This is a genomic window from Actinoplanes derwentensis, assembly GCF_900104725.1.
Taxonomy (GTDB): Bacteria; Actinomycetota; Actinomycetes; order Mycobacteriales; family Micromonosporaceae; genus Actinoplanes; species Actinoplanes derwentensis.
On sequence record NZ_LT629758.1, the window covers coordinates 3,479,206 to 3,499,883 of the forward strand.

Consider the following 20,678-nt stretch of genomic DNA (forward strand, 5'->3'; position numbering starts at 1 on the left):
CTCGTCACATCCGGCCGGTCCGAGGACATCCTCAGAGCGGCCCTATCAACGAACGATAGTCGGCCGCGCGCAACGGGCTGCCCGACAACGTGCCGTCACCACGCGGAACCTGCAGCGAACGGCCCTCCCGCTGGAAGGTGACCCCGGCGATGTCGGCGCGGGACGTGAGCGTGCAGACGATCTGGCCGTAGGCGAGCACCTCGTCGCTGCGGCCGGCGCCCTCATCCGTCTCGGTAACCTCCACGGCGGCGGTGGTGCTGCCCGGCGGCAGAGTCACCGTCAGCGTGGTGGTGGCCAGCGCGGTGGTCAGGCCCTGCTGCTGTTCGGGCAGGTTCGGGCCGGCCGCCAGCAGGTCGAGCTGCCGCTGCGGGGTGGGGACCGCGTCGGCCCGCCGGACCGTCTGGACCAGGCGGCTGTCCCGGATCAGGCAGAGCACCTGGGCCACCTCGCCGACCGGGTCGGTGGAGGCCGCCGCCGAAGACGTGACGTTGAGGGGCCGGCGCGGCAGGGTGATCGGATGCGGTTCGTCCTGAACCGGCACACCGCACCCGGACAACACGAACAGAGCAGGAAGAACGACTGCGATCCGCCGTACGATCATGAGGTCTCGAATCCGGGGAGGGTGAAACGGAACCGCGCGCCGCCACCCGGGCGCTCGGAGACGCTGGCGTCGCCACCGTGTGCGGCGGCGTGCCCGGCCACGATCGCCAGACCGAGTCCGGTGCCGTCGGTGCCGCCGCGGAAGTTGGCCGCCGGACCGCGCACGAACCGGTCGAAGATGGTGACCCGGTTCTTCTCGGCCACACCCGGCCCCTCGTCGTCGACTTCCAGGTAACCGGCGCCGACCCGGACGGTGACCGGCCCGCCGCCGTAGCGGTTCGCGTTGTCGATCAGGTTGCCCAGTGCCTGTTCCACCCGCCGCCGGTCGACGTGCCACCACTGCGGCGCGTCGGCGGTCACCTCGACCAGGTCGGCGGGCAGGTTCCGGGAACGGCAGACCCGCTGGGCCAGTTCCGGCACGTCCACCTGTTCGCGGTGGGCCGGGCGGTCGCTGCGGGCCAGTTCGAGCAGGTCGTTGACGAGGGCCTGGAATCGGGCGATCTCGGCGGTTACCAGGCTGATCGCGGCGGCCGAACGGTCATCCAGGGTGTCGCGGCGCTTGTGCAGCACGCTGGCGGCGGCTTCCAGGGTCTGCAACGGCGAGCGCAGTTCGTGGCTGACGTCGGCGGCGAACCGGCGGTCGCGTTCCAGGCGTCTGCTGAGCTGGTCGGCCATGTCGTTGAAGGCGGCCGACAGCGGGGCCAGGTCGGGTTCGGTGTCCGGGTCGAGGCGGGTGGTCAGGTCGCCGCCGGCTATCCCCCGGGCCGCTTCGGCGACGGCGGTCAGCGGATGCAGGGCGTGCCGGGTGACGTACCAGCCGACCGCTGCCCCGGCGGCCGCGACCATGATGGCGACGGCGGTCAGGACCAGCGCCAGGGTCTGCAGGGTGCGCTGCAGCTCGCCCATCGAGAAGATCTCGTAGAAGACCGCGCCGCCGACCAGTGGGATACCCACGATCAAGGCCGGGCCGCCGTCGCGGCGGATGCGTTGTGCGCCCGGCTCACCGCCGGCTGTCATCTCCTGCAGACCTTGGGGTACGGCGATGTCGGCGGCCGGGTCGGCACTGCGTGAGTGCCACTGTCCGTCGAGATAGACCAGCACGTACCGGTCGGAGCCGGTGTCCAGCGCGCGCAGCACCTCGAGGATGTTGGGGTCGGCGCCGGTGATGCCCGCGTTCACCACGGCGGCGTCGTAGTAGGTGGCCCGGACCGCGGCTCGTTCCCGCTCACCGAACAGGGTGTTGCGGGTCGACTCGTACGACACCAGGCTCACGCACGCGGACAGGATCAGCGCGCCCAGGGCGAACGCCGCGCTGACCCGGGCCCGCAGGCCGATCGGTTTCACGGCTGGAGTTTGTAGCCCAGTCCGCGGACCGTCACCAGGTGCCGCGGATTGCCGGTCTCGTCCTCGATCTTCTGGCGCAGCCGGCCCACGTGCACGTCCACCACCCGTTCGTCACCGAACTCGTGCCCCCACACCCGCTGCAGCAACTGCTGCCGGGACAGCACCAGGCCCGGGTGGTCGGCGAGTTCGCAGACCAGCCGGAACTCGGTGCGGGTGACGGCCACCGGTGCGCCGCGCAGCCGAACCTCCCCGGCCTCCGGGCGGACCTCCAGTTCGCCGAAGGTCAGCACCGACGTGGTCGGGGGCGCCGGTGGGGTGGCGACCGCCCGGGCCCGGCGCCGCAGGGCGCGCAGGCGGGCCGCCAGCTCCTTCACCGCGATCGGTTTGACCACGTAGTCGTCGGCGCCCGCTTCGAGGGCCGCCACGATGTCGTGGGTGTCGTCGCGGGCGCTGACCACCACGATCGGCACGTCGTCGTCGCGGCGCATCTGCCGGATGCACTCGTAGCCGTCCATGCCGGGCAGCATCAGGTCGATGAGAACCGTGTCCGCCCGGAGAGTGCGCTGCGCCGCCAGCCCCTCCTCGGCGGTGGCGACGGCATGGGCGGTGTACCCCTCGTCCTCCAGGGCCATGGCCAGGGACAGGCGGATCCGGTCGTCGTCCTCGATCAGCAGTACGGCACTCATGACCCCATGATTGTCCCGTCAGCGGGGTGCGGATCGGGCGGAACCGGCCGTAGAGCCGTTTGTCACGCGATTGTCATGGGTGCGGGAACGGTTCGCAGAGCACGGCGGGCAGTCTGACGTTGTCATCGTCCTGCCGTCGGAAGGGGGTCCGCCATGACGGGGTTGAGTCTGATCACAGCCGTGGCCATCGGTGCGGTCATCGGCATCGTCGGCCGGGTCCTGACCCGGCGGGGCCGCAACGTGCCGCTATGGCTGCCGGTGGCCGCCGGGGTCGCCGCCGCGGTGCTGGCCACCGTGATCGCCCGGATGGCGAACTCGGACCGGCCCGGCCCGACGCTACTGGAGATCGTGTTGCAGGTGCTGTTCGCGGCCGCCGGGGTCGCCGTGGTCGCGGTGACCGCGGACCGCCCGTCGTCGCGGTCCTCGGCCCGGCGCTTCACCCGCGAGGACGCCCGGTGACCGCGATCATCGGCGATGCCGAGGGCCTGGTCACGGTGATCTGTGACGGCTGCGGTGAGACCCGGCAGACCACCGACGTGCTCCGGGACGAGGACGTGGTGTGGCCGTCGATCACGACGCTCGGCTGGACCGGGTCGCCGTTCGCGACCGGCACTCACCGGTGCCCGCAGTGCGCGCAGTCCACCGCGTCGCCCGTTCCGGCGCCGGCGCCCGCGGTGGGTGAGACCGCCGACGTCTGCGACGTGCACGACGTGGGTGCCGATACCCGGGTGGTCGTCCTGCGCACCGACCTGGACCTGCACCGGGTCGACCAGGTGCGGCCGGCGCTGATGGAAGCGGCCGAGTCCGGCCGGGACGTGATCGTCGACATGAGTGATGCCGGGGTGATCGACTCGGCCGGGCTGGGCCTGCTGGTACGTGCCTACCGGTGCACCCGACGCCGGGGGGCCGGGCTGTCGTTGGTGGCGCCGTCCCGCTTCGTCATGACGGTTCTGCACACCATGCACCTGGACGGCATGTTCCCGGTCTTTCCGGACGAGGAGACCGCGCTGGCCTTCGCGGCCGGAGAGACGGCGCCGGCCTTCGCGGATCCCAGCGAATCGGTCCGAAGCGGGGCGATTCCGATGCAACAATCTCCGTAGGTCTTACGGGGAGGACGGCTTCGATGAATCTTCATGTCCATACGGCGGCGCGCGGGACACGCCGGCTCGTCGACGAGATGGCACACACGCCCGGCGAGGTGCTCGTGCTCGTCGGGCTGTGGCTGACCAGTGCGCCGCTGCTGCTCGACCACGCCAAGGCCGGTATGGCGTACCCCGGTCTCGACGACGTCGCGGTCGGGCTCTCGGTGGTGGTGCTCGCCTTCGTCCGGGTGCTGTCGCCCCGGCACCACACCGACATACTCGCCCTGATCAGCGTCCTTCTCGGCGGATGGCTGCTGGCGGCGCCGTTCGTGCGCGGCTATCACGAGCTGGCGCCCGCGGCCACCGTCAACGACATCGTCGTCGGGGTGCTGGTCATCGGTTTCGCCGTGGCGAGTTGGCACGGTCACGACCGGCACGCCTGACCACCTTCTGGTACGGACGACGCCCGGCTGTCACCAGCCGGGCGTCCATCGTTCCTCAGACGCGAGTGCCGTCGCGGAGCCGCCGCAGCGCCGTGGCGCAGTCCTCGGCCATCAGGAACATCGCGTCGGCCTGCAGCAGGGCCAGCGAGTCCACCAGGTCCGCCGACGGCTGGGCGAAGCAGACGTCGCTGTGCCGCAGGTGGGCCCGGTCCTGACTCTGCAGCAGCAGCGCCAGCCCGTCCCGGTCGATGCCGGTGACCCCGGCCAGGTCGACGACCACTCCGGGGTGGTGGTCCACCGCCCAGGAGAGGACGTCCCGCAAGCCGGGCACCATCCGTCGGCCGATGTCGCCCCGAACCGCCACGACAGCGAAACCGTCGTGCTCGCTGACCCGGATCGCACTCGATCCCAGCAGCCCCGTCACCGTTCCGGTCACTGGCACTCACCTCTTCCCGCCTAGGAATCCGACGGTCGCCCACCGGTTAGACGGATGCCGCACGAGGACATGACAGTTCGTTGACGGTTTCCCGGTCCGGCTTTTGTCATGGCGGCGTCATGCGACCGCGGGATAACCGCCACGCCACCCGCCGATACTTCCCGGTAGGACCATGAGGAGGTCTTGACACCATCAGGGTGGGGTCGTACCGGTTCGGGCTACCCCACCCAGATGCGTTGCCTCCCCCGCGCTCGCGCCACACCTCCCGAAGATCACGCCGGGAATAGCGGAACATTCGGCAAGGCGATTACGGTCTGGGTGCTTTTCGGATACTCGGTGTTGACATTGAATGTGCGGTCGCGTTCACTTCGTGACGACGTGCTTCCTGCGTGTGTGCGGCGGCGCGGGATGGGTTTCTGACGGTTCTCGGAGGCATGCGTTGGCCGCGATATCACGTCAGGAAAGGTCGGACTCACCGGCGTCGCTCTCCCCCTCCGATGTCACCGGCGTCGAGTTCCCGCAGCCGTCGCCGGGTTCTCGTGGTTATCACGAGGCCGAGGTAGACACGTTCCTGAACGATGTGGCCGACGAGATGCGCCGGCTGAGCGCCGAGAACGAGGCGCTCGCGCAGCGGCTGCAACGCGACGATCTGATCGGGCATCTACAGCGGCTGGAACGCGACCGGGACCGGGCCGAGGACCACGCCCGGGCGGTGCTGGCCGAGTTGGAGCAGGCGCGGGCCGAGCGGGAGCAGGCCGGGTCACGGCCGAGTGGGCTGGAGTTCGCGTGGAACACCGGGCGGCCCGGTGAGCTGGAGATCGCCTGGACCGCGGGCCGGGCCGGTTACCCGGGTCAGGGCCTGCCCGAGGACGACGCGCTCGCACCGAACCCGCACATCTTCGAGCTGGCCCGCCGTAACGCCGAACAGCATCTCGCGGAAGCTCACCGGGAGGCGGCGACGGTCCTGCGCAAGGCCGCGACCGAGGCCGCCCGGGTGATCAGTGACGCCGAACTGGGTGCTTCGACGATCGTCGCCGACGCCCGGCACGCCCACGCGGAACGGATCGCCGGCCTCGGCGCGACACGCGCCGAGGCCCTCGATCTGATCGACGAGCTGAAGGAGAAGGCCCGCCGCTGGCGTGCGGCGATCTCCGAGGACGTGGATCTGCGCCTGCGCGGCATGGACGGCGGGGCCCCGGCGGTCAGCCGGCCTCGGGATGCTCCGTGACGTTCTGCAGGTAGAGCGCCTCGCCCAGCTTCTCGATGAGAGCGAGCTGGGTTTCCAGGTAGTCGACGTGGTGCTCTTCGTCGGACAGGATGTCCTCGAAGATCCGTGCGGACGTGACGTCACCGATCGAGCGCATGTATTCCAGGCCACGGCGCAGCCGGTCGACGGCTTCCACCTCGACCTTCATGTCGCATTCGAACTGTTCCTTGACCGTCTCGCCGATTCGTAGCGAGAACAGCTTCTGATAATTCGGGAGTCCGTCGAGGAACAGGATGCGGTCGGTCAGGACCTCCGCATGCCGCATCTCATCGATGGATTCGTGCTTGGTGTGTTTCGCCAGCACGGTGTAGCCCCAGTTCTCCTGCATCTTGGCGTGCAGGAAGTACTGGTTGATCGCGGTCAGTTCCGCGGTGAGCTGTTCATTGAGAAACTCGATGACACGGGCGTCGCCTTGCATGCCAATTACCCCCAGTTATGGCTCTAACTGGGGTTATCGTAACCGCCCGGTGACGCTAAGCGACCAGCGGTAGGCACGTGTCGGCGGTCTCCTCCTCGATCAGGTCACAGATACGGTCCAGACAACTGCCACAACCGGTCCCGGCGCCACAGGCGTCCCCGACGGACTCCTCGGTGTGCGCGCCGGCCCGGATGACGACACGGACCTCACGCTCGCGGACGTGGTGACAGATGCAGACGAACATCGAGCGCGGATCCTTCGGTAGCTTAGCCTTGCCTTCGTTAGGCTGCCCTAAAAACCACCGATTCCGCAAGGGGTCACCAGGGCCGATCTTGCTGATCGGCTGTGATCGAACTGTGCGCCCACTACGATCCTCATGTGTAACACCGGCGCGCGGGTCCATAACGTTGACAGCGGTCTTTCAGCTTTCCTAATCTCCTGGAGAACCATTCCGGCTTGAATTCGGGGAGTGCCATGTCGACGGAATCCAGCCAGCGTCTGACCATTTTCGGGGTCAGTTTCGCCATGCCCGGATGGATGCTGTCTTCGCAGGTCAGCCACGCCGACCGGGCGGCCGTGGAGCCTGACTTCGACAGCGACGGACTCGACGAGGAATTCGAGGAAGACGTTCTGTACGATCATTTCCCGCGCCCGTGAATTCCGGTGAAAACGCTGTGCGCCGGCTGAGAATGTGCTATCCGGGAACACCGCCCCCGTCACCGGCAGCGGCGACCCGTCGTTTGACCGGCCATGAACCGGGTCAAGAAGGTGACGGGGCTGCTGGCCGTGGTGCTGCTGGCCGCCACGCAGGTCTCGTGCGGCGCGCAGACCGAGGCCGCCCCCGATCTGGTGGCCACCGCGGCCCGACTCGACAAACTGGCGATCGACATCACCGGCGACATCGAGGAGATCAAAGCCGCCGAACTGCTCAACTACCACCGGGTCGAGGGTGGGATCGCGGCTTGCATGCAGGAGACTGGCCGGGCGTACAAACCAGTGCCGTATGTCAGTTTTTATGATGTCTTCACGGACGCCGATCTCGGTTACGGGGACAGCCGGGCCACCGTAGTCGACTCGCTGACCAGCCACGGCCGCCGGATCGTGCTCAACGAACTCGCCATCGCCCGCCTCACCCGGGCCGGCGCCCTGAACCGGACCGTGGCCGACGCCGACATGCCGGCACTCCAGACCTGCGCGGCCCGGTTCCAGTCCCGCGACTATCACGACTTCGACCCGCCGGTCGGCGTCATGGAACTCGCCGACCTGGCGGACCTGGTGGAACCGGTGCAACGCGACCCGGCCGTGGTCAGCGCGATGGCCGGCTATCCGACCTGCATGAAACAGCAGTACGGATTCACCGTCACCGATCGTGACGAGTTCCTGTCCTCGCCGCGGATCAACCGGGACCACGCGCCCCGGCCCGGCGAACGAGCCGGCCTCAAATGGCGCAAGGGCCTGAACGCGATCGACAAGGCGTTCAAAGCCGACACCGATTGTCGCCGGCCCGCCTACGAGACGGCCATGACTCTGCTCGCCGACCGCATCGGCCCCTGGCGCGACCGCAACCGCGACAAACTGTTCGCCATCCGCGCCGGCTGGCGCAAAGCCGTCGCCGACGCCAAGCGGCTGTCCTCCTGATCAGTTCCGACGATGTCACCGGCGCCACCCCGGTCAGCCGGCCAGGAAGTCCTCCAGGACCTCGGTGAACCGCGCCGGCTGTTCCTCGGCCGCGTAATGGCCGCAGTCGTCGATGACCACGCCGGTGACGTCGTCGGCCGCCAGTCGCATCGTCTCGGCGACCATCGCGCCGCTGTAGAGCGCGCCGCCGATGGCGAGCACCGGCAGCGTCAGCCTCGTCTTCCGACGCTGCTCGTTCTGCGCGATCGTCTCGTCCAGCGCCCGGTAGTACTCGAAACTCGCCCCCAGTCCACGCGGATCCGCGACGATCGCATCGACGTAGACATCGACGGCGTACGCGGGGATGGTGTCCGGGGTGGCGGCCTTCTTGGCGAACTGGTAACCGAAGAAGAGCCGCTCTCGCCCCCGGACCAGTTCCTCGTTGAGGTCGGTGAGCCGGTTGAAGCCGAAGTGCCAGAGTCGCTGACTGGCCGCGGCCGGGCTGAAGAACGACGGGACCGGCGTGACACCGGGGATGACGGCGTCGACGACGGCGAGCCGGCCCACCCGCTCGGGGTGATCGGCAGCGAGGGCGTAGGCGGTCCACATGCCGATGTCGTGACCGACCACGTCGAACCGGTCGTGCCCGAGCGCGGCCATCAGCGCGACCATGTCGGCGGCAAGCGTCCCGGCGTCGTAGCCGCCCTCGGGCTTGCCGGAGAGCCCCGAACCGCGCGAGTCGACGGCGACGACGGTGTGCCTGCGGGCGAGTGCGGGCATCACTTCCCGCCAGGCGTACCAGGTCTGCGGCCACCCGCCGACCAGCAGCAACGGCGGGCCGTCCCCGCCGGTGACCGCGTGCAGCCGCAGCCCGTCCAGCTCCACGATCCGGCTGGTGAAGACGCCGGTGAACCCATCGGGCAATCGCAGCGAACTCAAGGTCGTCATGCCGCCGACCTTACCCATGTTGGAACGATCAGTACAAGATGAGTAAGCTGACGAACATGGCGGGCCGCAAACAATTCGACGTCGACGAGGCGCTGCGACGTGCGATGCACGTCTTCTGGCGCTGGGGTTACTCGGAAGCCTCCATCGACCGCCTGACCGAGGGCACCGGCCTGGGCCGGGGTTCGCTCTACGGCACCTTCGGCGACAAGAACACCCTTTTCCGAAAGAGCCTCCAGCGGTACGCGCAGACCTACCACCCGTTGTACGACCAGGCACTGTCCGGCCCCCATTCGAACCCGAGCGCCGTGGTGGCCGCCTACCTGCAGGTCACCCTGAACCGCATCGCCGACCCGGCGGTTCCGGACGGCTGCCTGCTCACCGTGTCGGCGACACAGCTCCCAGCCCTCGATACGGAAAGCCAGGCGCTGGTCCACGCCATGATCGACGGTCTGCGGGCGATGCTGGAGCAGGCGTTGCGGGCGGCGGGCACCGGCGAGCAGGAGGCGGCCGAGCTGGCGTTGTGCACGCTGGCGACCAACAAGTCCCTGGCGGTGCTGAGCCGCGCCGGCTTCTCGAGCGACGACCTGGCAACCGTCGCCGCGGCCACCGCCCGCCGGAGCGGATGAGAAGGGGTCATACCTTCGGACTACGCACGGTCATAAGCATCGGGTGGCATGACACCAGTGAGCGGTCCGGTCCGCGAAGCGATTCAGCGGGGCGACCTCGATTGGCTCACCTCCCACCTGGGCGTCGAGGACTACCCACCGGCCGTTCTGAAACTGCTGCTCCGGCATGAGGATCCCCGGCTGCGGCACTGGGGCCTGAACCGTCTCGACGCGCGGCCCCTCGCCTCGCTCGCGGATCTACTCCCGCAGACCTTGGACGGGCCACCAGAGACGTCGCTGTTGCTGGCCCGGCTCCATCAGCGCCTCTGGTCGCACGTCTCACCACGACGCCGTCCGCAGTGGCGCACCGCCGATTTGCCGCCCCGCGTGCAGATCGCCTGGCTGCGGGCCGAAATCGTCAACCACCCGGAAACCGTTCACCGCGAAACGGTCGGCGAACTGCTCCATCAGGCGGCGGCCGGAATCACCACCGCCGACACGAACCGCCCCGGCGCCCTGATCAGGGAACTGATCACCAGCGGCAACCCGATCCTGCACGACACGGCGTTGCGCCTGACCCGCGAGGCACTGCACGACGCGCTGCTGGCACCGGCCCGGGCCCGCGAACACCTGCTCCAGCTGCTGGACAGCCCGAACCCCGACGTGGCAGTCAGCGCATTGCGCGAACTCACCGAGCCGTGGTCCACGGCCACCCCACTCCCCCGGCAACGCCTGCACAGATTCCTCACCGCAGGGCCTCGTGCACATGCCCACCGACCCGAATCCGCCGGACCCAACGGGCCGGCCGGAATTGAAGCCGTGATCTCGGCCGCGGCTCGGCATGGGCATGGTGACCTGTTGTGGGAGATCGTCGCGGACGAGGTGACGCCGCCGCGAGCCCGGCAGGAAGCGATGCGGGCGCTGGGTGACCTGGCCGGGCGGGAGGACATTCCCCGGATCACCGGTTTCGCCAGCACCGATCCGCTGCTGTTCGGCGGTTCGGCCGTCGCCGGGCTACGGGCGATGCACCGGCGCGGACTCTTCCCCAGCGGCGACGACGCGGCGGCCATCGTGGACCTCGCACTCGCCGACCATCGCATCTCCGCGGACGAGACCGCCGCGATCCTGTTCACCTGTCGGCACGAGGCGTTCCACGCGTTGGTGGCCGAGGACGCCGATGGTGTCGGGTGGCCTCGGCGGCTGGCGTTGCTGGTCGGGCTGGCTCGGCAAGGAAGCGGCGACCTGGCGATCGGCGACGTCATCACTCGGCTGCTACCTGCGGCTTCTCGGCCGGAACCGTTCCTGGCCGCGATTCGGGCGCTGCGCCACCAGGGCGCCGAAGAGGCGGTCCTCGGCGCGCTGCCCCGGGCTCCCGAGGCGGCGCTGGATGCTCTCGAGGCCATCGGCGGTCAACGAACCGTTGACGTGCTGGCCGAAGGGCTCGGCCTCGACGATCCCGCAGCCGGGGAGATGGTGGCGCATCTGCGTTCGGTTCGGCATCGAGCGCTGGAACTGGTGTGGCATCTCGCTGATGATCCTGAGCGGCGGCGGCTGATTCTGGGGCGGCTCGATCCGCATGATCTTCCCGGGCGGATCGTGGCCGATCTCGGGGCCGCTGATCCTCGGGAACTGGCTCTGTTGAGTGCGGGTATCGACGCGGAGAAGCCGGTTCAGTCGCTGCTGACCCTGGCCCGCAACGGCGACGCCGGCACGCTGCCGGTCGTCGCCGACGTTCTGCTGCGGATCGTGGCTGACCTCGCGAACGGCGAACCCGCTGGCGGGGACGCCTGGGCCGGGGGTGAGCCGGTGGTGCCGCGTGAAGTCGTGGACGCTCTTCGTGCGCTCGGTGTCCGGCTGCACGACCGGGGGAAGTTGCGGCCGTTCGTTCTGCGGGAGGCGGGTACCGCTGTCGAAGCCGGTCATGCGCTCGTCGCGACCATCGCGCTGGACCTGATCGACCGGGAGGATCTGACCGCGAAGGAGCTGGCCGTCCTGCTGGGCCTGTTGCGGGAGGTTCCGTACCCGGGCACCCACGCCCGGGTGCACCGGTTGCTGCGGCACCGGGACCGGCACGTACGCAAGCATGTGATCGCTCTGCTCGCCGCCGAGTCCACCGGCGGGGACGCCGAAGCCCTGTCGGCGAGTCTGATCCGGTCGACTACCGCCCGCGATGCGCAGACCGTTCGGCAGGCGCTGCTCGCGCTCGGTGAGATCGGGGCTCCCTGGGCGGCACCGGCGATCGCCGCGGGCCTCGACCACCCCGCCATGAACGTCAAGAAAACCGCTGCCGAAGTCCTGATCCGGGCCGGGGCACCGGCGGCGGTGCCGAAGATGCTGTTCTGGCTCGGTCACCATGACAATCCGGGACTACGCGCTTCGCTTGTTCAGGCACTCCGGACGATCCTCGGTGATGCCTTCCCGGCCACTGTCCTGGCGGCAGCCGAGCAGGCCGACCACGACCGGCGCCGCGATCTGCTGCTCGGTGGACTAGACCGGTTGCTGTCGGCGCGCGCGGTCGACGCCTTGGCGCAACAGGGCTCACCGGTCGCGAACTCGCTGCTCACTCTGGTTGCCACGCAGCGAATCCACCTCGGCTCCGGAACTGTCGCAGACCTGTCGGCGCAGTTCACGGCCCACAACATCACCGCACCGGCCGACCACACCGCGGCCAGCCGGACCAGCGACGACCTCACCGTGCTGGAACTGGGCGGGTGGGACACCGAGACCGCCTGCCGCATTCTGAACCGGCAGCCCGAACAGCTGAACGCCCAGCAGCTCGCCCGGTTGCGGCCGATGCTCGCCGACTGGCTCCGCCTGGCCGCTGCAGAGCCGTCGGCCTACCGGTTCGTCCTGCGGTTCTGTCCCGAGCCCTGGTCGGCTGACGAGATCACGACGTTCGCCCGAGCGACCGGCACCTTGATAGCCGGGCTGTGCGAGGCGAACCTTCTCCCGATCCTCGAAGCTGTCGCCCCGACGCTCAACGCCGTTCAGACACTCGACATCGCGGCCCGGATTCGGGCGCTCCCGACCACCGCCGCCGGGTACCGGTCTCCGCTCCCGCTGCTCCGCCGGTGCGGCGCGGTTCTGACCCGCGCCGACGTCGAACGTGCTCTCGCGGCGGCTCGCCTGGGCCCCGATCCGTGGCTGGCCGAATCAGCCGTCCTCCGCGACGCTTTCACCCCTTTCACCACGACTTCAGCCGCTCCGAAACCCACCGCAGGCGCAACCAGAGGCGTAGACAAGGGCGCAAGCAGAGACGCACGCGAGACAGGGGCGGAGGCCTGGCGGCTCGGATTGGAGACCGCCTCTCGTGCTCCGGAGACGTTCGCTGCATTCCGGGCCCGCGACGGCCATGCGGTTCCGGCCCGTGTTCGGCTCTCCACGCTGGCCGAGGTGTTCCCGGCAGCGGACCCGATGGTCCGCGAGGAGATCCTGGACTGGATGGAAATCCTCCAGCCCATCGACGCACCGGCCTGGAACCTCACCGAGAGCGCCGAGCGGCCGACAAGCCTCCCCCGGACACCACAGGACGGCGATCTCGATCAGCCCCGCTCAGCCGCGCAATGTGATCGCCTGCTCGCCGACTTGGGCGCACCGGACACGATCCGGCGCAATGTCGCGGCTGAAGCACTGCGGGACTGGCCCGAACCGGAGATCAGGCAGGCAGTGCTCAGTGCCGTTGTCCGGGGACAGGCCGACGTGTGGATCACCAAGGATCTGGCCCGGGAACTGACCTTCCTCGACGAATCCGAACTGCGGGCCGGCTCTCCCGCCAGGATCGCCGGGATGGCGAAGACACTCGACGCCGCCGACCTGCACCGGCTGCTTCCGTTACTGCTGGAGTGGTGGGAGCACGATGACAGCGCATCTGCCGAGCAGGCGCTGCGGCGTCTGCCCGCCGACACTCTCGCCGAGTCCCTGCGGAGCCGCCTCGACGCCGGTTCGTGGGGCTTCCTCGATCTGCTCGTCAACCGGCCGCTGGTGCGCACCGTGGCGCTGACCGAGACCTGCCGGCGGCTGCGTGCTGATGGGCGCGGCGATCTGGCCGACTCACTGGTACTCACGGACGGTTCACTCCGTCGTACCCAAGCGGCTGGTGGTGAAAGCACCGCCCTCGCCGCGCTCCGAGAACGACCGGAACCCACCGCGAACCCGGCCGGACCGTCCCGCGACGCACTGTTCGCGCTGATCCGAACCGGTCACGGCGACCAGGTCCGACGGGCGCTCACCCAGCTCGCCGAGGCTCACGAGGACCGGCACCACAAGCCGGATCCCGAACTGGAAGACCTGTTCGCGGAGCTGCTGCGCCATCCGGAGTCACGGGTGCGAGCGCACGCTCACCGTCTGGGCCGCCGGCTGCTGGACCGGGCCGTCTACCTGCGGCACACCACGGTTCTGCTCGACGACGCAGAACCCGATGTGGTCCGGGCCGCGATCAGCACGCTCGGTCACGCGGGCTACGAGCCCTCGATCCCCGCGATTGTCGGCCTGCTGACCCACGCGCACGTCGCGGTCCGGCGGGCCGCCACCAACACTCTGATCAGGTTCGGTCCGGCGACGATCTCGGCTCTCCGGTACGCGTCCGGCCGGGCCCGCCCGGACAAGCGGCAGCACTACACGGCGGTGCTCGACCGGATCACCGGATGACGAGTGTCAGCGCAGGTCCTGTTCCGCGCCGAAGGCATCACCGAGGGTGATTCCGGTGTCGGTGATCGAATATTCGCGGACGGACAGGTCATGGCGGCTGGCGCGGGCCTTGAGGATGGTGATCGCCTTCTTGATCCGCGAGTCGCCGCGCAGGTACTGCAGGAGCACCACGTTGTCGGACAGGTGGGTGACGCCGTTGTCGGACAGCCGGGCCGGGCCGAACAGGTCGGGCACCTCGAGGGTCATCAGCACGGTGACGCCGAGGCGGGAGCACCGCTGAACGAACGAGTAGAACATCTCCTGGAAGCGGCGGGTGTCGGGGGCGGCGTTCTGCAGGTCGCCGAGGCTGTCGATGACCAGGCGACGGATGCCGTCGCGCTGGACCCGGTCGAGGATCTCGTACATCCATTCGTCGACGTAGAGATCGACCGGCACGTGGTGCACGACGTCCACCTCGCCGGGCCGCAGGGTCCAGCCGAAGCCGGCGGCGGTGCGGGCGAGCTGGACCGGGTTCTCCTGCATGGCGGCGAACAGGCCGCGTTCGCCGCGTTCGGTGCCGGCCCGCAGGAAGTGCAGGGCGGCGATGGTCTTGCCGACGCCGGGCGGCCCGGCGACCAGGGCTGATCCGCCAGGGTGGTAGCCGCCGCCGACGAGGTCGTCGAGGTTCGGGATGCCGGTGGACACCCGGTGGCCGTCGAGCTGGTACGGGGTCTCGGCGCCACCGTCGGCGAGGCGGGGGAACAGGTCGAGGCCGCGGTTCGACAACCGGTAGGCGTGCTGTCCGGACAGGAAGCCGCTGCCGCGCAGTTTCAGGACGGTCAGCACGCGCATGCGGCGTTCGGCCATCACGTTGGTGCCGAGCCGGATGATGGCGTCGGCGACCGCGAACTCGGCGCTCTCCCCGATCTCGGCGTCGGTGTATTCGCCGAGCCACAGGCTGGTGACCGGCTGCGCGGCGAGGCGGCTGCTCAGGTCGTTGAGGAAGCGCCGGAACTCGCCCTCGTCGGTGGCGTAACTGCGCAGCGCCTTGAAACTGTCGATCACCAGCACACCGGGGGTGTGCGCGGCGAGCAGGCCAGTGACGGTCTTGAGGAATCCGGGCAGGCCGTCGGCGGACAGGACGGCACCGGCATCGGCGTAGAACACCGCGCTGTTGACCAGGTCGATGTCGAAGAAGGTCAGTTCCTGGCCGTAGCGGATGACCTTGTCGAGCGGTTCGGAGACGGTGGTGAGGTAGACGGCCGGGGAATGCTCGGTGGCGTTGGCGAAGACGTACTGCTGGGCCAGTAGGGTCTTGCCGCTGCCGGGTAGACCGGCCAGGACGGTGACCGAGTTCGCGGGCAGGCCGCCGCCGAACACCTCGTCGATCCGGGGATGGCCGCTGCCGACGCGGGCAACCGGATAGGTCTCGACTACTTCGGTCACTGGGGGCTCCTCATGACGGACTCGGGGTGGCAGCCGGGGTGGGCGTGAGGATGTCCCGGACGGTGCTGATCAGGCCGGCCGCGTTGAGCGGCTTGATGAGGAAGGCTTCGGCACCGGCGGCGAAGGCCTTGTCGACGGCGCGCAGGCTGGAGTAGGTCAGTACCGGGAGGCCGGTCGCGACCAGGTCACGGCACCAGTCCGTCACCGATCCGCCGGGCATCAGCAGGTCCACCAGGACACAGGCCACCGGTTTACCGGCCAGGACGGTGCGGGCCTGGTCGGCGGTTCGGGCCGTGTCGACCTCGAATCCGGCGGCACGCAGGTTCCGGTCGATGACGGTCAGCAGATAGGTGTCCTGATCGACGACCAGGATCGTGCCGGAGCCGGCGGGCTCCGTGAAAGCGGGCGGGTCCGAGCTGGTCAGGTGTTCGGTCAGGGTGGCGTGGGCGGCCACTTCGTCGTGGCCACGGCGCATCTCGCCGGCCACCAGCCGGGCCGCGTCGAGTTGCTGTCCGGACCAGACCGCGGCGCCGGCCCTGGTCCGGGACGGGACGATCAGCCCGTACCGCTCCGACCAGGCGGTGAGGTCGCCGGCCGGAATGCCGGTCAGGCGGCTGACCGCGACCGTGCTGAAGACCGGGACCCGGCGGTCGGCCACGGCCAGGGGTGGCTGGCGGCGTTGTTGAAGGACCGGGCGGGTCACCGCGACCATCGGCGGCCGGCGGAGCACGAGCACGGCCATGTCGTCCTCGGTGTTGGTCCCGGCGAAGTCGGCCACCGCCGCCAGGATCCGGTCGGCGATCTCCTCGGCGGACGAACCGGCGGCGGCGGTCAGCACCCGATGGAGCCGCTCCTCACCGAAGAACTCACCGCCACGGCGGGCCTCGATCACCCCGTCGGTGTAGAGGACGAGCGCGTCGCCGGCCGCGAATCCCGTCTCGACCTGGGCGAACCGAACGTTCCGGAATCCGCCGAGCAGCCCGCCAGCCGGCTGGATGCGCTGCACCGGGCCGGAGTTCGGGACCAGGATCGGCGGGCAGTGGCCGCCGCGCACGATCGTCATCCGGCCCGCCGCGATGTCGAGGCGCACCATCGCGATCGTCAGGAACCGGTCGTGGTCGGGGTTCTCGTGCAGCAGCCCGTTCAGGCGTTGCAGGCTCTCCGGCAGTTCCAGTCCAGGCCCGATCGCCCGGAGTGTGTGCCGGGCCAGTCCGGTGACACCGGCGGCTTCGACACCACGGCCCATCACGTCACCGATCACCGCCAGCCACTGGCCCCCGGTGGCCGGGAACACGTCGTAGAAGTCGCCGCCGACTTCCAGCGCGGCGTCGGCGGCCACGTACCGGGCGGCGATCTCCAGTCCGGCGACCGGGGGCATCCGGCCCGGCAGGAGGCTCTGCTGCAGCGCGGCGGCGATCCGGCCGCGTTCCGCGAACACCTCCGCCCACTGCCAGGCCAGCGCCACCCGGTGGGCGAACTCGGTCGCCAGCAGCACATCGGCGGCGCCATAGGTGACGCCGGTGTCGGCCACCCAGGTGAGCAAGCCCCGCACCGCCCCGCCGGAGCGGATCGGCGCCACGATGCACCACGGCCGGGTCAACCCGTCCGCGAGAACGTCACCGGGTTCGAGGCGTGCACAGATCGTCTCGCCCTCGGCGAGCGCTCGTTCCGCCACCGGACCGGACGCGAGTAGTTCCTCCAGCCGGGCCTGCCGGGCCGGGTCCCGATGGGCCAGCCCGACGGTCGCCAGCTTGCCGTCGTACTGCTGCATGACGGCGACCGCCGCCACGTCGGGCACACAGAACCGGGTCAGCCGGGCGGACAGGCCGGCCACGTCCGGCAGCGATGAGACCAGCCCGGACGCGCCCGCCAGGAACCGGGATCGGCGTAGTTCGTCGCTGAGGTCCGGTTGCGGTGACCGGTACCGGGCGGTGCGGAACGCGGCCAGCCGGGTCACGAGCCGAACCAGACTGTTGAGGGCCTCGGCCATGCCAGGTCCCTTCGAGGGGCAGGCGGCCGCAGCATCCGAACAGGGGCGGTCCGCCGATGATGCTAGTCGCCTCCCCGCCCGCGGCGGGGGGCGAGGCTCCTGCCGTTGCTTCACAGCGTTGACGTGCTGATGACCGGCATGTAAAGCTGCCGTAGCCAAATCGAGGGGCGTCGATTGATGGCCAGCCGATGAAACGTTACACGGGGAGGTTTCTCATGACGGTCAGCAGGCGCACCCTCCTGCGTACCGGCCTCGCGGTCGCCGGAGCCGGGCTCGGCACGGCCGCGTGCGGCGACGGTTCAAACGACGGCCGGACCACGATCCGGTTCGCCTGGTGGGGCAGCGAGGAGCGAGCGAAACTCACCCAGCAGGTGGTCGACCTCTTCCAGAGCAGACACACCGACATCACGATCAAGACGACGTACGCGGCGTACGACCCGTACTTCCAGAAGCTCGCCACCGAGATGAGCGGCGGCAACGCCCCGGACGTGCTCCAGATGGGCGACCGCTACCTGCGCGAGTACGCGGAACGCAACACGCTCCTCGACCTCACCTCCCACCTGGCCGGCCAGATCCAGACCGCCGACCTGGAGAAGAAGCTCATCCCGGCCGGCAACGTCGACGCCAAGACCTACGGGCTGCCGATGGGCCAGACCACACACGTGCTGCAGTACGACACGAAGCGCTGGCAGCAGGCCGGAGCCGAGTTACCGGCCGCCGGCTGGACCTGGGAGCAGCTGCGCGACGCCGCGGCCACGGTGACCGCGAAGTTCGGGCCGAAGGTCAGCGGGCTGAGCGACCCGTTCGGCATCGAGGACTGGTTCGGTGACTGGCTGCGCCAGCAGGGCCGCGACCTCTACACCGCCGACGGCAAGCTGGGTTACACCGAGGCCGAGGTCGTCGCCTGGTGGAAGCTGGGGGTGCAGTTCCGTGCGGCGCGGGCGATCACCCCGCCGGAGATCACCGCGAACACCACGCTGACGCCGTTCCCGCGCAAGGAGTCGAGCGCCGAGTTCTGCCCGGACAGCACGGTCGGCATGACCTCGTGGGAGAACTACGGCGGCGAGTTCGCCCTGACCGAGTTCCCCACCGCGGGATCCGGCATCGGCCAGGTCACCCAGCCGCCGATGATGCTCAGTGTCGCCCAGCGGACGAAGAACAAGGACGCCGCGCTGCAATTCGTCGACTTCTTCCTGAACGATCCGGAGGCCGGCGCGATCCTCGGGATGAGCCGTGGCCTGCCGGCGAACCTGAAGATCCGCGAGACGCTGGCGTCGACGCTGACCGACGAATGGAAGATGGTCGCCGACTACGAGGCGAAGGTGGCACCGCTGCTGCTGCCCGCCCCCGCTCCCCCGCCGAAAGGCGCCGGCGTGGTGAAAACGCAGTTCCAGCGCATCTACGACGACGTCATGCACGGAAAGGCCACCCCGGAGGCTGCGGCGCCGCGTCTGATGAGCGAGATTCAGCAGGCACTCGGGGCATGACCCGCCGGCTGCGGTACGGAGAACGGCCCTCGATCGCCTTCCTGTTCCTCTCCCCCTGGGTGGCCGGGGCGCTTCTGCTGACCCTCGGCCCGATGCTGTGGCTGCTGTATCTGTCGTTCACCGACTACGACCTGTTCACCGCGCCGCAATGGGTCGGGCTCGACAATTACGTGCGCATGCTGACGGTCGACCCGCACTTCTGGAACGCGGTGTGGGCGACCGCCAAATTCGTGCTGATCTCGGTGCCGGTGCAACTGATCGCGGCTCTCGGGGTGGCCCTGCTGATCCACCGCAAGAGCAGGGCCCGAGGCTTCTACCGGTCGGCGTTCTACGCGCCGTCGCTGCTGGGCGCGAGCGTGAGTGTCGCGCTGGTGTGGCGGGTCGTCTTCCACGACTGGATCGGGCATCCGGACCGGGCGCTGCTCGCGCTGGTGTTACTCGCGGTCTGGCAGTTCGGCGCCCCGATGGTGATCTTCCTGGCCGGTCTGCAGCAGATCCCACAGGAGTATTACGACGCGTCCGCGGTGGACGGTGCCGGGCCGTGGCGGTCGTTTCTGGCGATCACCGTTCCGATGCTGTCGCCGGTCATCTTCTTCAACCTGGTGCTCGACACGATCCGCGCCTTCCAGGTCTTCACCGGCGCTTACGTAGTCAGCAACGGTACCGGCGGACCCAGCGACTCCACCCTCTTCTACACCCTTTATCTGTACGAGAAAGGCTTCGTCGAGTTCAAGATGGGTTACGCGTCGGCGATGTCCTGGTTCCTGCTCGTGATCATCGCGGTGATCACGGCGCTGCTGTTCCGGACCGCCCGGACGTGGGTCTTCTACTCCGGGGACGAGTCGTGACCGGGCGACTGCGCACGGCCAGCCGGCACCTGGCCGTGCTCCTGCTGCTGGTGCCGTTGCTCTACCCGATCGTCTGGCTCGCGTTCGCGTCGTTCAAACCGCCGGCCGAGATCGTGCAGAGCCTGGCCCTGCTGCCGCGCGACTACATTCTCGACAACTACCGGGCCCTCGGTGAGGACATCGCCGGGGTGCGGGCCTGGCAGTTCTTCGTCAATTCCACGGTGGTCGCGGCAGGATGCGCGATCGGGAACATCCTGAGCTGTTCGCTGGCCGCCTACGCGTTCGCGCGGCTGCGGTTCCGGATGCGCGGGCCGCTGTTCGCCTTCACTCTCGCGACCATCATGCTGCCGGTGCACATCATCACCATCCCGCAGTACTCGCTGTTCCAGAAACTCGGGATGATCGACACGTTCTGGCCGCTGATCCTGCCGAAACTCCTGGCCACCGACGCGTTCTTCATCTTCCTGATGGTGCAGTTCATGCGGACCATTCCCCGCGAACTCGACGAGGCCGCGCGACTGGACGGCTGCGGGTCGGTGCGGATCTTCCGGTCGGTGATTCTGCCGCTGGTCCGGCCGGCGCTCGTCACCACCGGCATCTTCACCTTCATCTGGACCTGGAACGACTTCTTCACCCAGCTCATCTATCTCTCCTCGCCGGAACGCCTGACGCTTCCCCTGGCGCTGCGGCTGTTCATCGACACCACCGACCACAACTCGTTCGGGCCGATGCTGGCGCTCTCCGCCCTGGCGATCGTGCCGATCCTGCTGTTCTTCGCCGCGTTCCAGCGGCTGCTGGTCGAAGGTTTCGCCACCTCCGGACTCAAAGGCTGAAT

The 20,678-nt window shown here is 69.2% G+C and carries 20 protein-coding genes; 11 read left to right on the forward strand and 9 right to left on the reverse strand.

Annotated elements, in window-relative coordinates; genetic code table 11:
• Positions 1-31 precede the first annotated feature (31 nt).
• The 3 genes from BLU81_RS15310 to BLU81_RS15320 are packed head-to-tail and all read right to left on the reverse strand — an operon-like array spanning position 32 to position 2,630.
• Complete coding sequence (locus BLU81_RS15310) at positions 32-601, reverse strand: GerMN domain-containing protein (protein ID WP_092545288.1); 570 nt, start codon at positions 599-601, stop codon at positions 32-34.
• The gene (locus BLU81_RS15315; RefSeq protein WP_092545289.1) at positions 598-1,944 is read right to left on the reverse strand and encodes a sensor histidine kinase; all 1,347 of its coding nucleotides are present in this window, start codon (positions 1,942-1,944) and stop codon (positions 598-600) included. The genes BLU81_RS15310 and BLU81_RS15315 overlap by 4 nt, the downstream gene beginning before the upstream one ends.
• Complete coding sequence (locus BLU81_RS15320) at positions 1,941-2,630, reverse strand: response regulator transcription factor (RefSeq protein WP_092545290.1); 690 nt, start codon at positions 2,628-2,630, stop codon at positions 1,941-1,943. The genes BLU81_RS15315 and BLU81_RS15320 overlap by 4 nt, the downstream gene beginning before the upstream one ends.
• A gap of 153 nt (positions 2,631-2,783) precedes the next feature.
• Here BLU81_RS15320 and BLU81_RS50660 point away from each other — a divergent pair, with 153 nt between their 5' ends.
• Genes BLU81_RS50660 through BLU81_RS15330 form a run of 3 tightly spaced genes read left to right on the forward strand, consistent with a single transcriptional unit; the run spans position 2,784 to position 4,155 of the window.
• Positions 2,784-3,089 carry a GlsB/YeaQ/YmgE family stress response membrane protein gene (locus BLU81_RS50660; protein WP_172890557.1) on the forward strand — a complete coding sequence of 102 codons (306 nt, stop codon included), beginning with the start codon at positions 2,784-2,786 and terminating at the stop codon, positions 3,087-3,089.
• Positions 3,086-3,730 carry an STAS domain-containing protein gene (locus tag BLU81_RS15325; protein ID WP_231954561.1) on the forward strand — a complete coding sequence of 215 codons (645 nt, stop codon included), beginning with the start codon at positions 3,086-3,088 and terminating at the stop codon, positions 3,728-3,730. The genes BLU81_RS50660 and BLU81_RS15325 overlap by 4 nt, the downstream gene beginning before the upstream one ends.
• 23 nt (positions 3,731-3,753) lie before the next feature.
• Entirely contained in the window at positions 3,754-4,155 is a 402-nt protein-coding gene (locus BLU81_RS15330) for an SPW repeat domain-containing protein (RefSeq protein ID WP_157751593.1), read from the forward strand.
• 55 nt (positions 4,156-4,210) lie between these two features.
• Here the strand turns inward: BLU81_RS15330 and BLU81_RS15335 are convergent, their stop codons facing one another.
• Positions 4,211-4,591, reverse strand: coding sequence for an STAS domain-containing protein (locus BLU81_RS15335; protein WP_092545293.1), 381 nt, complete (start codon positions 4,589-4,591; stop codon positions 4,211-4,213).
• A gap of 439 nt (positions 4,592-5,030) precedes the next feature.
• Here BLU81_RS15335 and BLU81_RS15340 point away from each other — a divergent pair, with 439 nt between their 5' ends.
• Positions 5,031-5,819, forward strand: coding sequence for a DivIVA domain-containing protein (locus BLU81_RS15340; protein WP_231954562.1), 789 nt, complete (start codon positions 5,031-5,033; stop codon positions 5,817-5,819).
• On the opposite strand, the gene bfr is transcribed toward BLU81_RS15340, so the two are convergent.
• Positions 5,794-6,276 carry a bacterioferritin gene (bfr, locus tag BLU81_RS15345; RefSeq protein WP_092545295.1) on the reverse strand — a complete coding sequence of 161 codons (483 nt, stop codon included), beginning with the start codon at positions 6,274-6,276 and terminating at the stop codon, positions 5,794-5,796. The genes BLU81_RS15340 and bfr overlap by 26 nt on opposite strands.
• 55 nt (positions 6,277-6,331) lie before the next feature.
• The gene (locus BLU81_RS15350) at positions 6,332-6,520 is read right to left on the reverse strand and encodes a (2Fe-2S)-binding protein (protein ID WP_092545296.1); all 189 of its coding nucleotides are present in this window, start codon (positions 6,518-6,520) and stop codon (positions 6,332-6,334) included.
• Positions 6,521-6,750: 230 nt separating this feature from the next.
• On the opposite strand from BLU81_RS15350, the gene BLU81_RS15355 reads away from it, so the two are divergent.
• Together BLU81_RS15355 and BLU81_RS15360 are read left to right on the forward strand one after the other, a co-directional pair.
• Positions 6,751-6,933, forward strand: coding sequence for a hypothetical protein (locus BLU81_RS15355; protein WP_092545297.1), 183 nt, complete (start codon positions 6,751-6,753; stop codon positions 6,931-6,933).
• Positions 6,934-7,026: 93 nt separating this feature from the next.
• Positions 7,027-7,914, forward strand: coding sequence for a hypothetical protein (locus BLU81_RS15360; protein ID WP_092545298.1), 888 nt, complete (start codon positions 7,027-7,029; stop codon positions 7,912-7,914).
• Positions 7,915-7,947: 33 nt separating this feature from the next.
• On the opposite strand, the gene BLU81_RS15365 is transcribed toward BLU81_RS15360, so the two are convergent.
• Positions 7,948-8,841 (reverse strand): alpha/beta fold hydrolase, encoded by an 894-nt coding sequence (locus tag BLU81_RS15365; protein ID WP_172890558.1) that lies wholly within the window; start codon positions 8,839-8,841, stop codon positions 7,948-7,950.
• Positions 8,842-8,879: 38 nt separating this feature from the next.
• Between BLU81_RS15365 and BLU81_RS15370 the strand changes: the two genes are divergently transcribed.
• Positions 8,880-9,467: a TetR/AcrR family transcriptional regulator gene (locus BLU81_RS15370; protein ID WP_231954563.1), complete on the forward strand. Its 588-nt coding sequence runs from the start codon at positions 8,880-8,882 to the stop codon at positions 9,465-9,467.
• 48 nt (positions 9,468-9,515) lie between these two features.
• The gene (locus BLU81_RS15375) at positions 9,516-14,093 is read left to right on the forward strand and encodes a HEAT repeat domain-containing protein (protein WP_092545299.1); all 4,578 of its coding nucleotides are present in this window, start codon (positions 9,516-9,518) and stop codon (positions 14,091-14,093) included.
• Positions 14,094-14,099: 6 nt separating this feature from the next.
• Here the strand turns inward: BLU81_RS15375 and BLU81_RS15380 are convergent, their stop codons facing one another.
• Together BLU81_RS15380 and BLU81_RS15385 are read right to left on the reverse strand one after the other, a co-directional pair.
• Entirely contained in the window at positions 14,100-15,518 is a 1,419-nt protein-coding gene (locus tag BLU81_RS15380; RefSeq protein WP_197686232.1) for an ATPase domain-containing protein, read from the reverse strand.
• Positions 15,519-15,528: 10 nt separating this feature from the next.
• Entirely contained in the window at positions 15,529-17,508 is a 1,980-nt protein-coding gene (locus BLU81_RS15385; protein WP_092545300.1) for a SpoIIE family protein phosphatase, read from the reverse strand.
• A gap of 215 nt (positions 17,509-17,723) precedes the next feature.
• Here BLU81_RS15385 and BLU81_RS15390 point away from each other — a divergent pair, with 215 nt between their 5' ends.
• The 3 genes from BLU81_RS15390 to BLU81_RS15400 are packed head-to-tail and all read left to right on the forward strand — an operon-like array spanning position 17,724 to position 20,676.
• Positions 17,724-18,995, forward strand: coding sequence for an ABC transporter substrate-binding protein (locus tag BLU81_RS15390; RefSeq protein WP_157751594.1), 1,272 nt, complete (start codon positions 17,724-17,726; stop codon positions 18,993-18,995).
• Entirely contained in the window at positions 18,992-19,843 is an 852-nt protein-coding gene (locus BLU81_RS15395) for a carbohydrate ABC transporter permease (protein WP_092545302.1), read from the forward strand. The genes BLU81_RS15390 and BLU81_RS15395 overlap by 4 nt, the downstream gene beginning before the upstream one ends.
• Positions 19,840-20,676 (forward strand): carbohydrate ABC transporter permease, encoded by an 837-nt coding sequence (locus tag BLU81_RS15400; protein WP_172890559.1) that lies wholly within the window; start codon positions 19,840-19,842, stop codon positions 20,674-20,676. Before BLU81_RS15395 ends, BLU81_RS15400 begins: the two co-directional genes overlap by 4 nt.
• Positions 20,677-20,678 lie beyond the last annotated feature (2 nt).

What these genes read in the sequence shown, in the direction of transcription:
- BLU81_RS15375 (WP_092545299.1), top strand. Translation starts at nt 9,516, where the DNA reads ATGACACCAGTGAGCGGTCCGGTCCGCGAAGCGATTCAGCGGGGCGAC.
- BLU81_RS15350 (WP_092545296.1), bottom strand. Translation starts at nt 6,520, where the DNA reads ATGTTCGTCTGCATCTGTCACCACGTCCGCGAGCGTGAGGTCCGTGTC.
- BLU81_RS15390 (WP_157751594.1), top strand. Translation starts at nt 17,724, where the DNA reads ATGACGGTCAGCAGGCGCACCCTCCTGCGTACCGGCCTCGCGGTCGCC.
- BLU81_RS15320 (WP_092545290.1), bottom strand. Translation starts at nt 2,630, where the DNA reads ATGAGTGCCGTACTGCTGATCGAGGACGACGACCGGATCCGCCTGTCC.
- BLU81_RS15385 (WP_092545300.1), bottom strand. Translation starts at nt 17,508, where the DNA reads ATGGCCGAGGCCCTCAACAGTCTGGTTCGGCTCGTGACCCGGCTGGCC.
- BLU81_RS15370 (WP_231954563.1), top strand. Translation starts at nt 8,880, where the DNA reads ATGAGTAAGCTGACGAACATGGCGGGCCGCAAACAATTCGACGTCGAC.
- BLU81_RS15355 (WP_092545297.1), top strand. Translation starts at nt 6,751, where the DNA reads ATGTCGACGGAATCCAGCCAGCGTCTGACCATTTTCGGGGTCAGTTTC.
- BLU81_RS15395 (WP_092545302.1), top strand. Translation starts at nt 18,992, where the DNA reads ATGACCCGCCGGCTGCGGTACGGAGAACGGCCCTCGATCGCCTTCCTG.
- BLU81_RS50660 (WP_172890557.1), top strand. Translation starts at nt 2,784, where the DNA reads ATGACGGGGTTGAGTCTGATCACAGCCGTGGCCATCGGTGCGGTCATC.
- BLU81_RS15310 (WP_092545288.1), bottom strand. Translation starts at nt 601, where the DNA reads ATGATCGTACGGCGGATCGCAGTCGTTCTTCCTGCTCTGTTCGTGTTG.
- BLU81_RS15360 (WP_092545298.1), top strand. Translation starts at nt 7,027, where the DNA reads ATGAACCGGGTCAAGAAGGTGACGGGGCTGCTGGCCGTGGTGCTGCTG.
- BLU81_RS15330 (WP_157751593.1), top strand. Translation starts at nt 3,754, where the DNA reads ATGAATCTTCATGTCCATACGGCGGCGCGCGGGACACGCCGGCTCGTC.
- bfr (WP_092545295.1), bottom strand. Translation starts at nt 6,276, where the DNA reads ATGCAAGGCGACGCCCGTGTCATCGAGTTTCTCAATGAACAGCTCACC.
- BLU81_RS15365 (WP_172890558.1), bottom strand. Translation starts at nt 8,841, where the DNA reads ATGACGACCTTGAGTTCGCTGCGATTGCCCGATGGGTTCACCGGCGTC.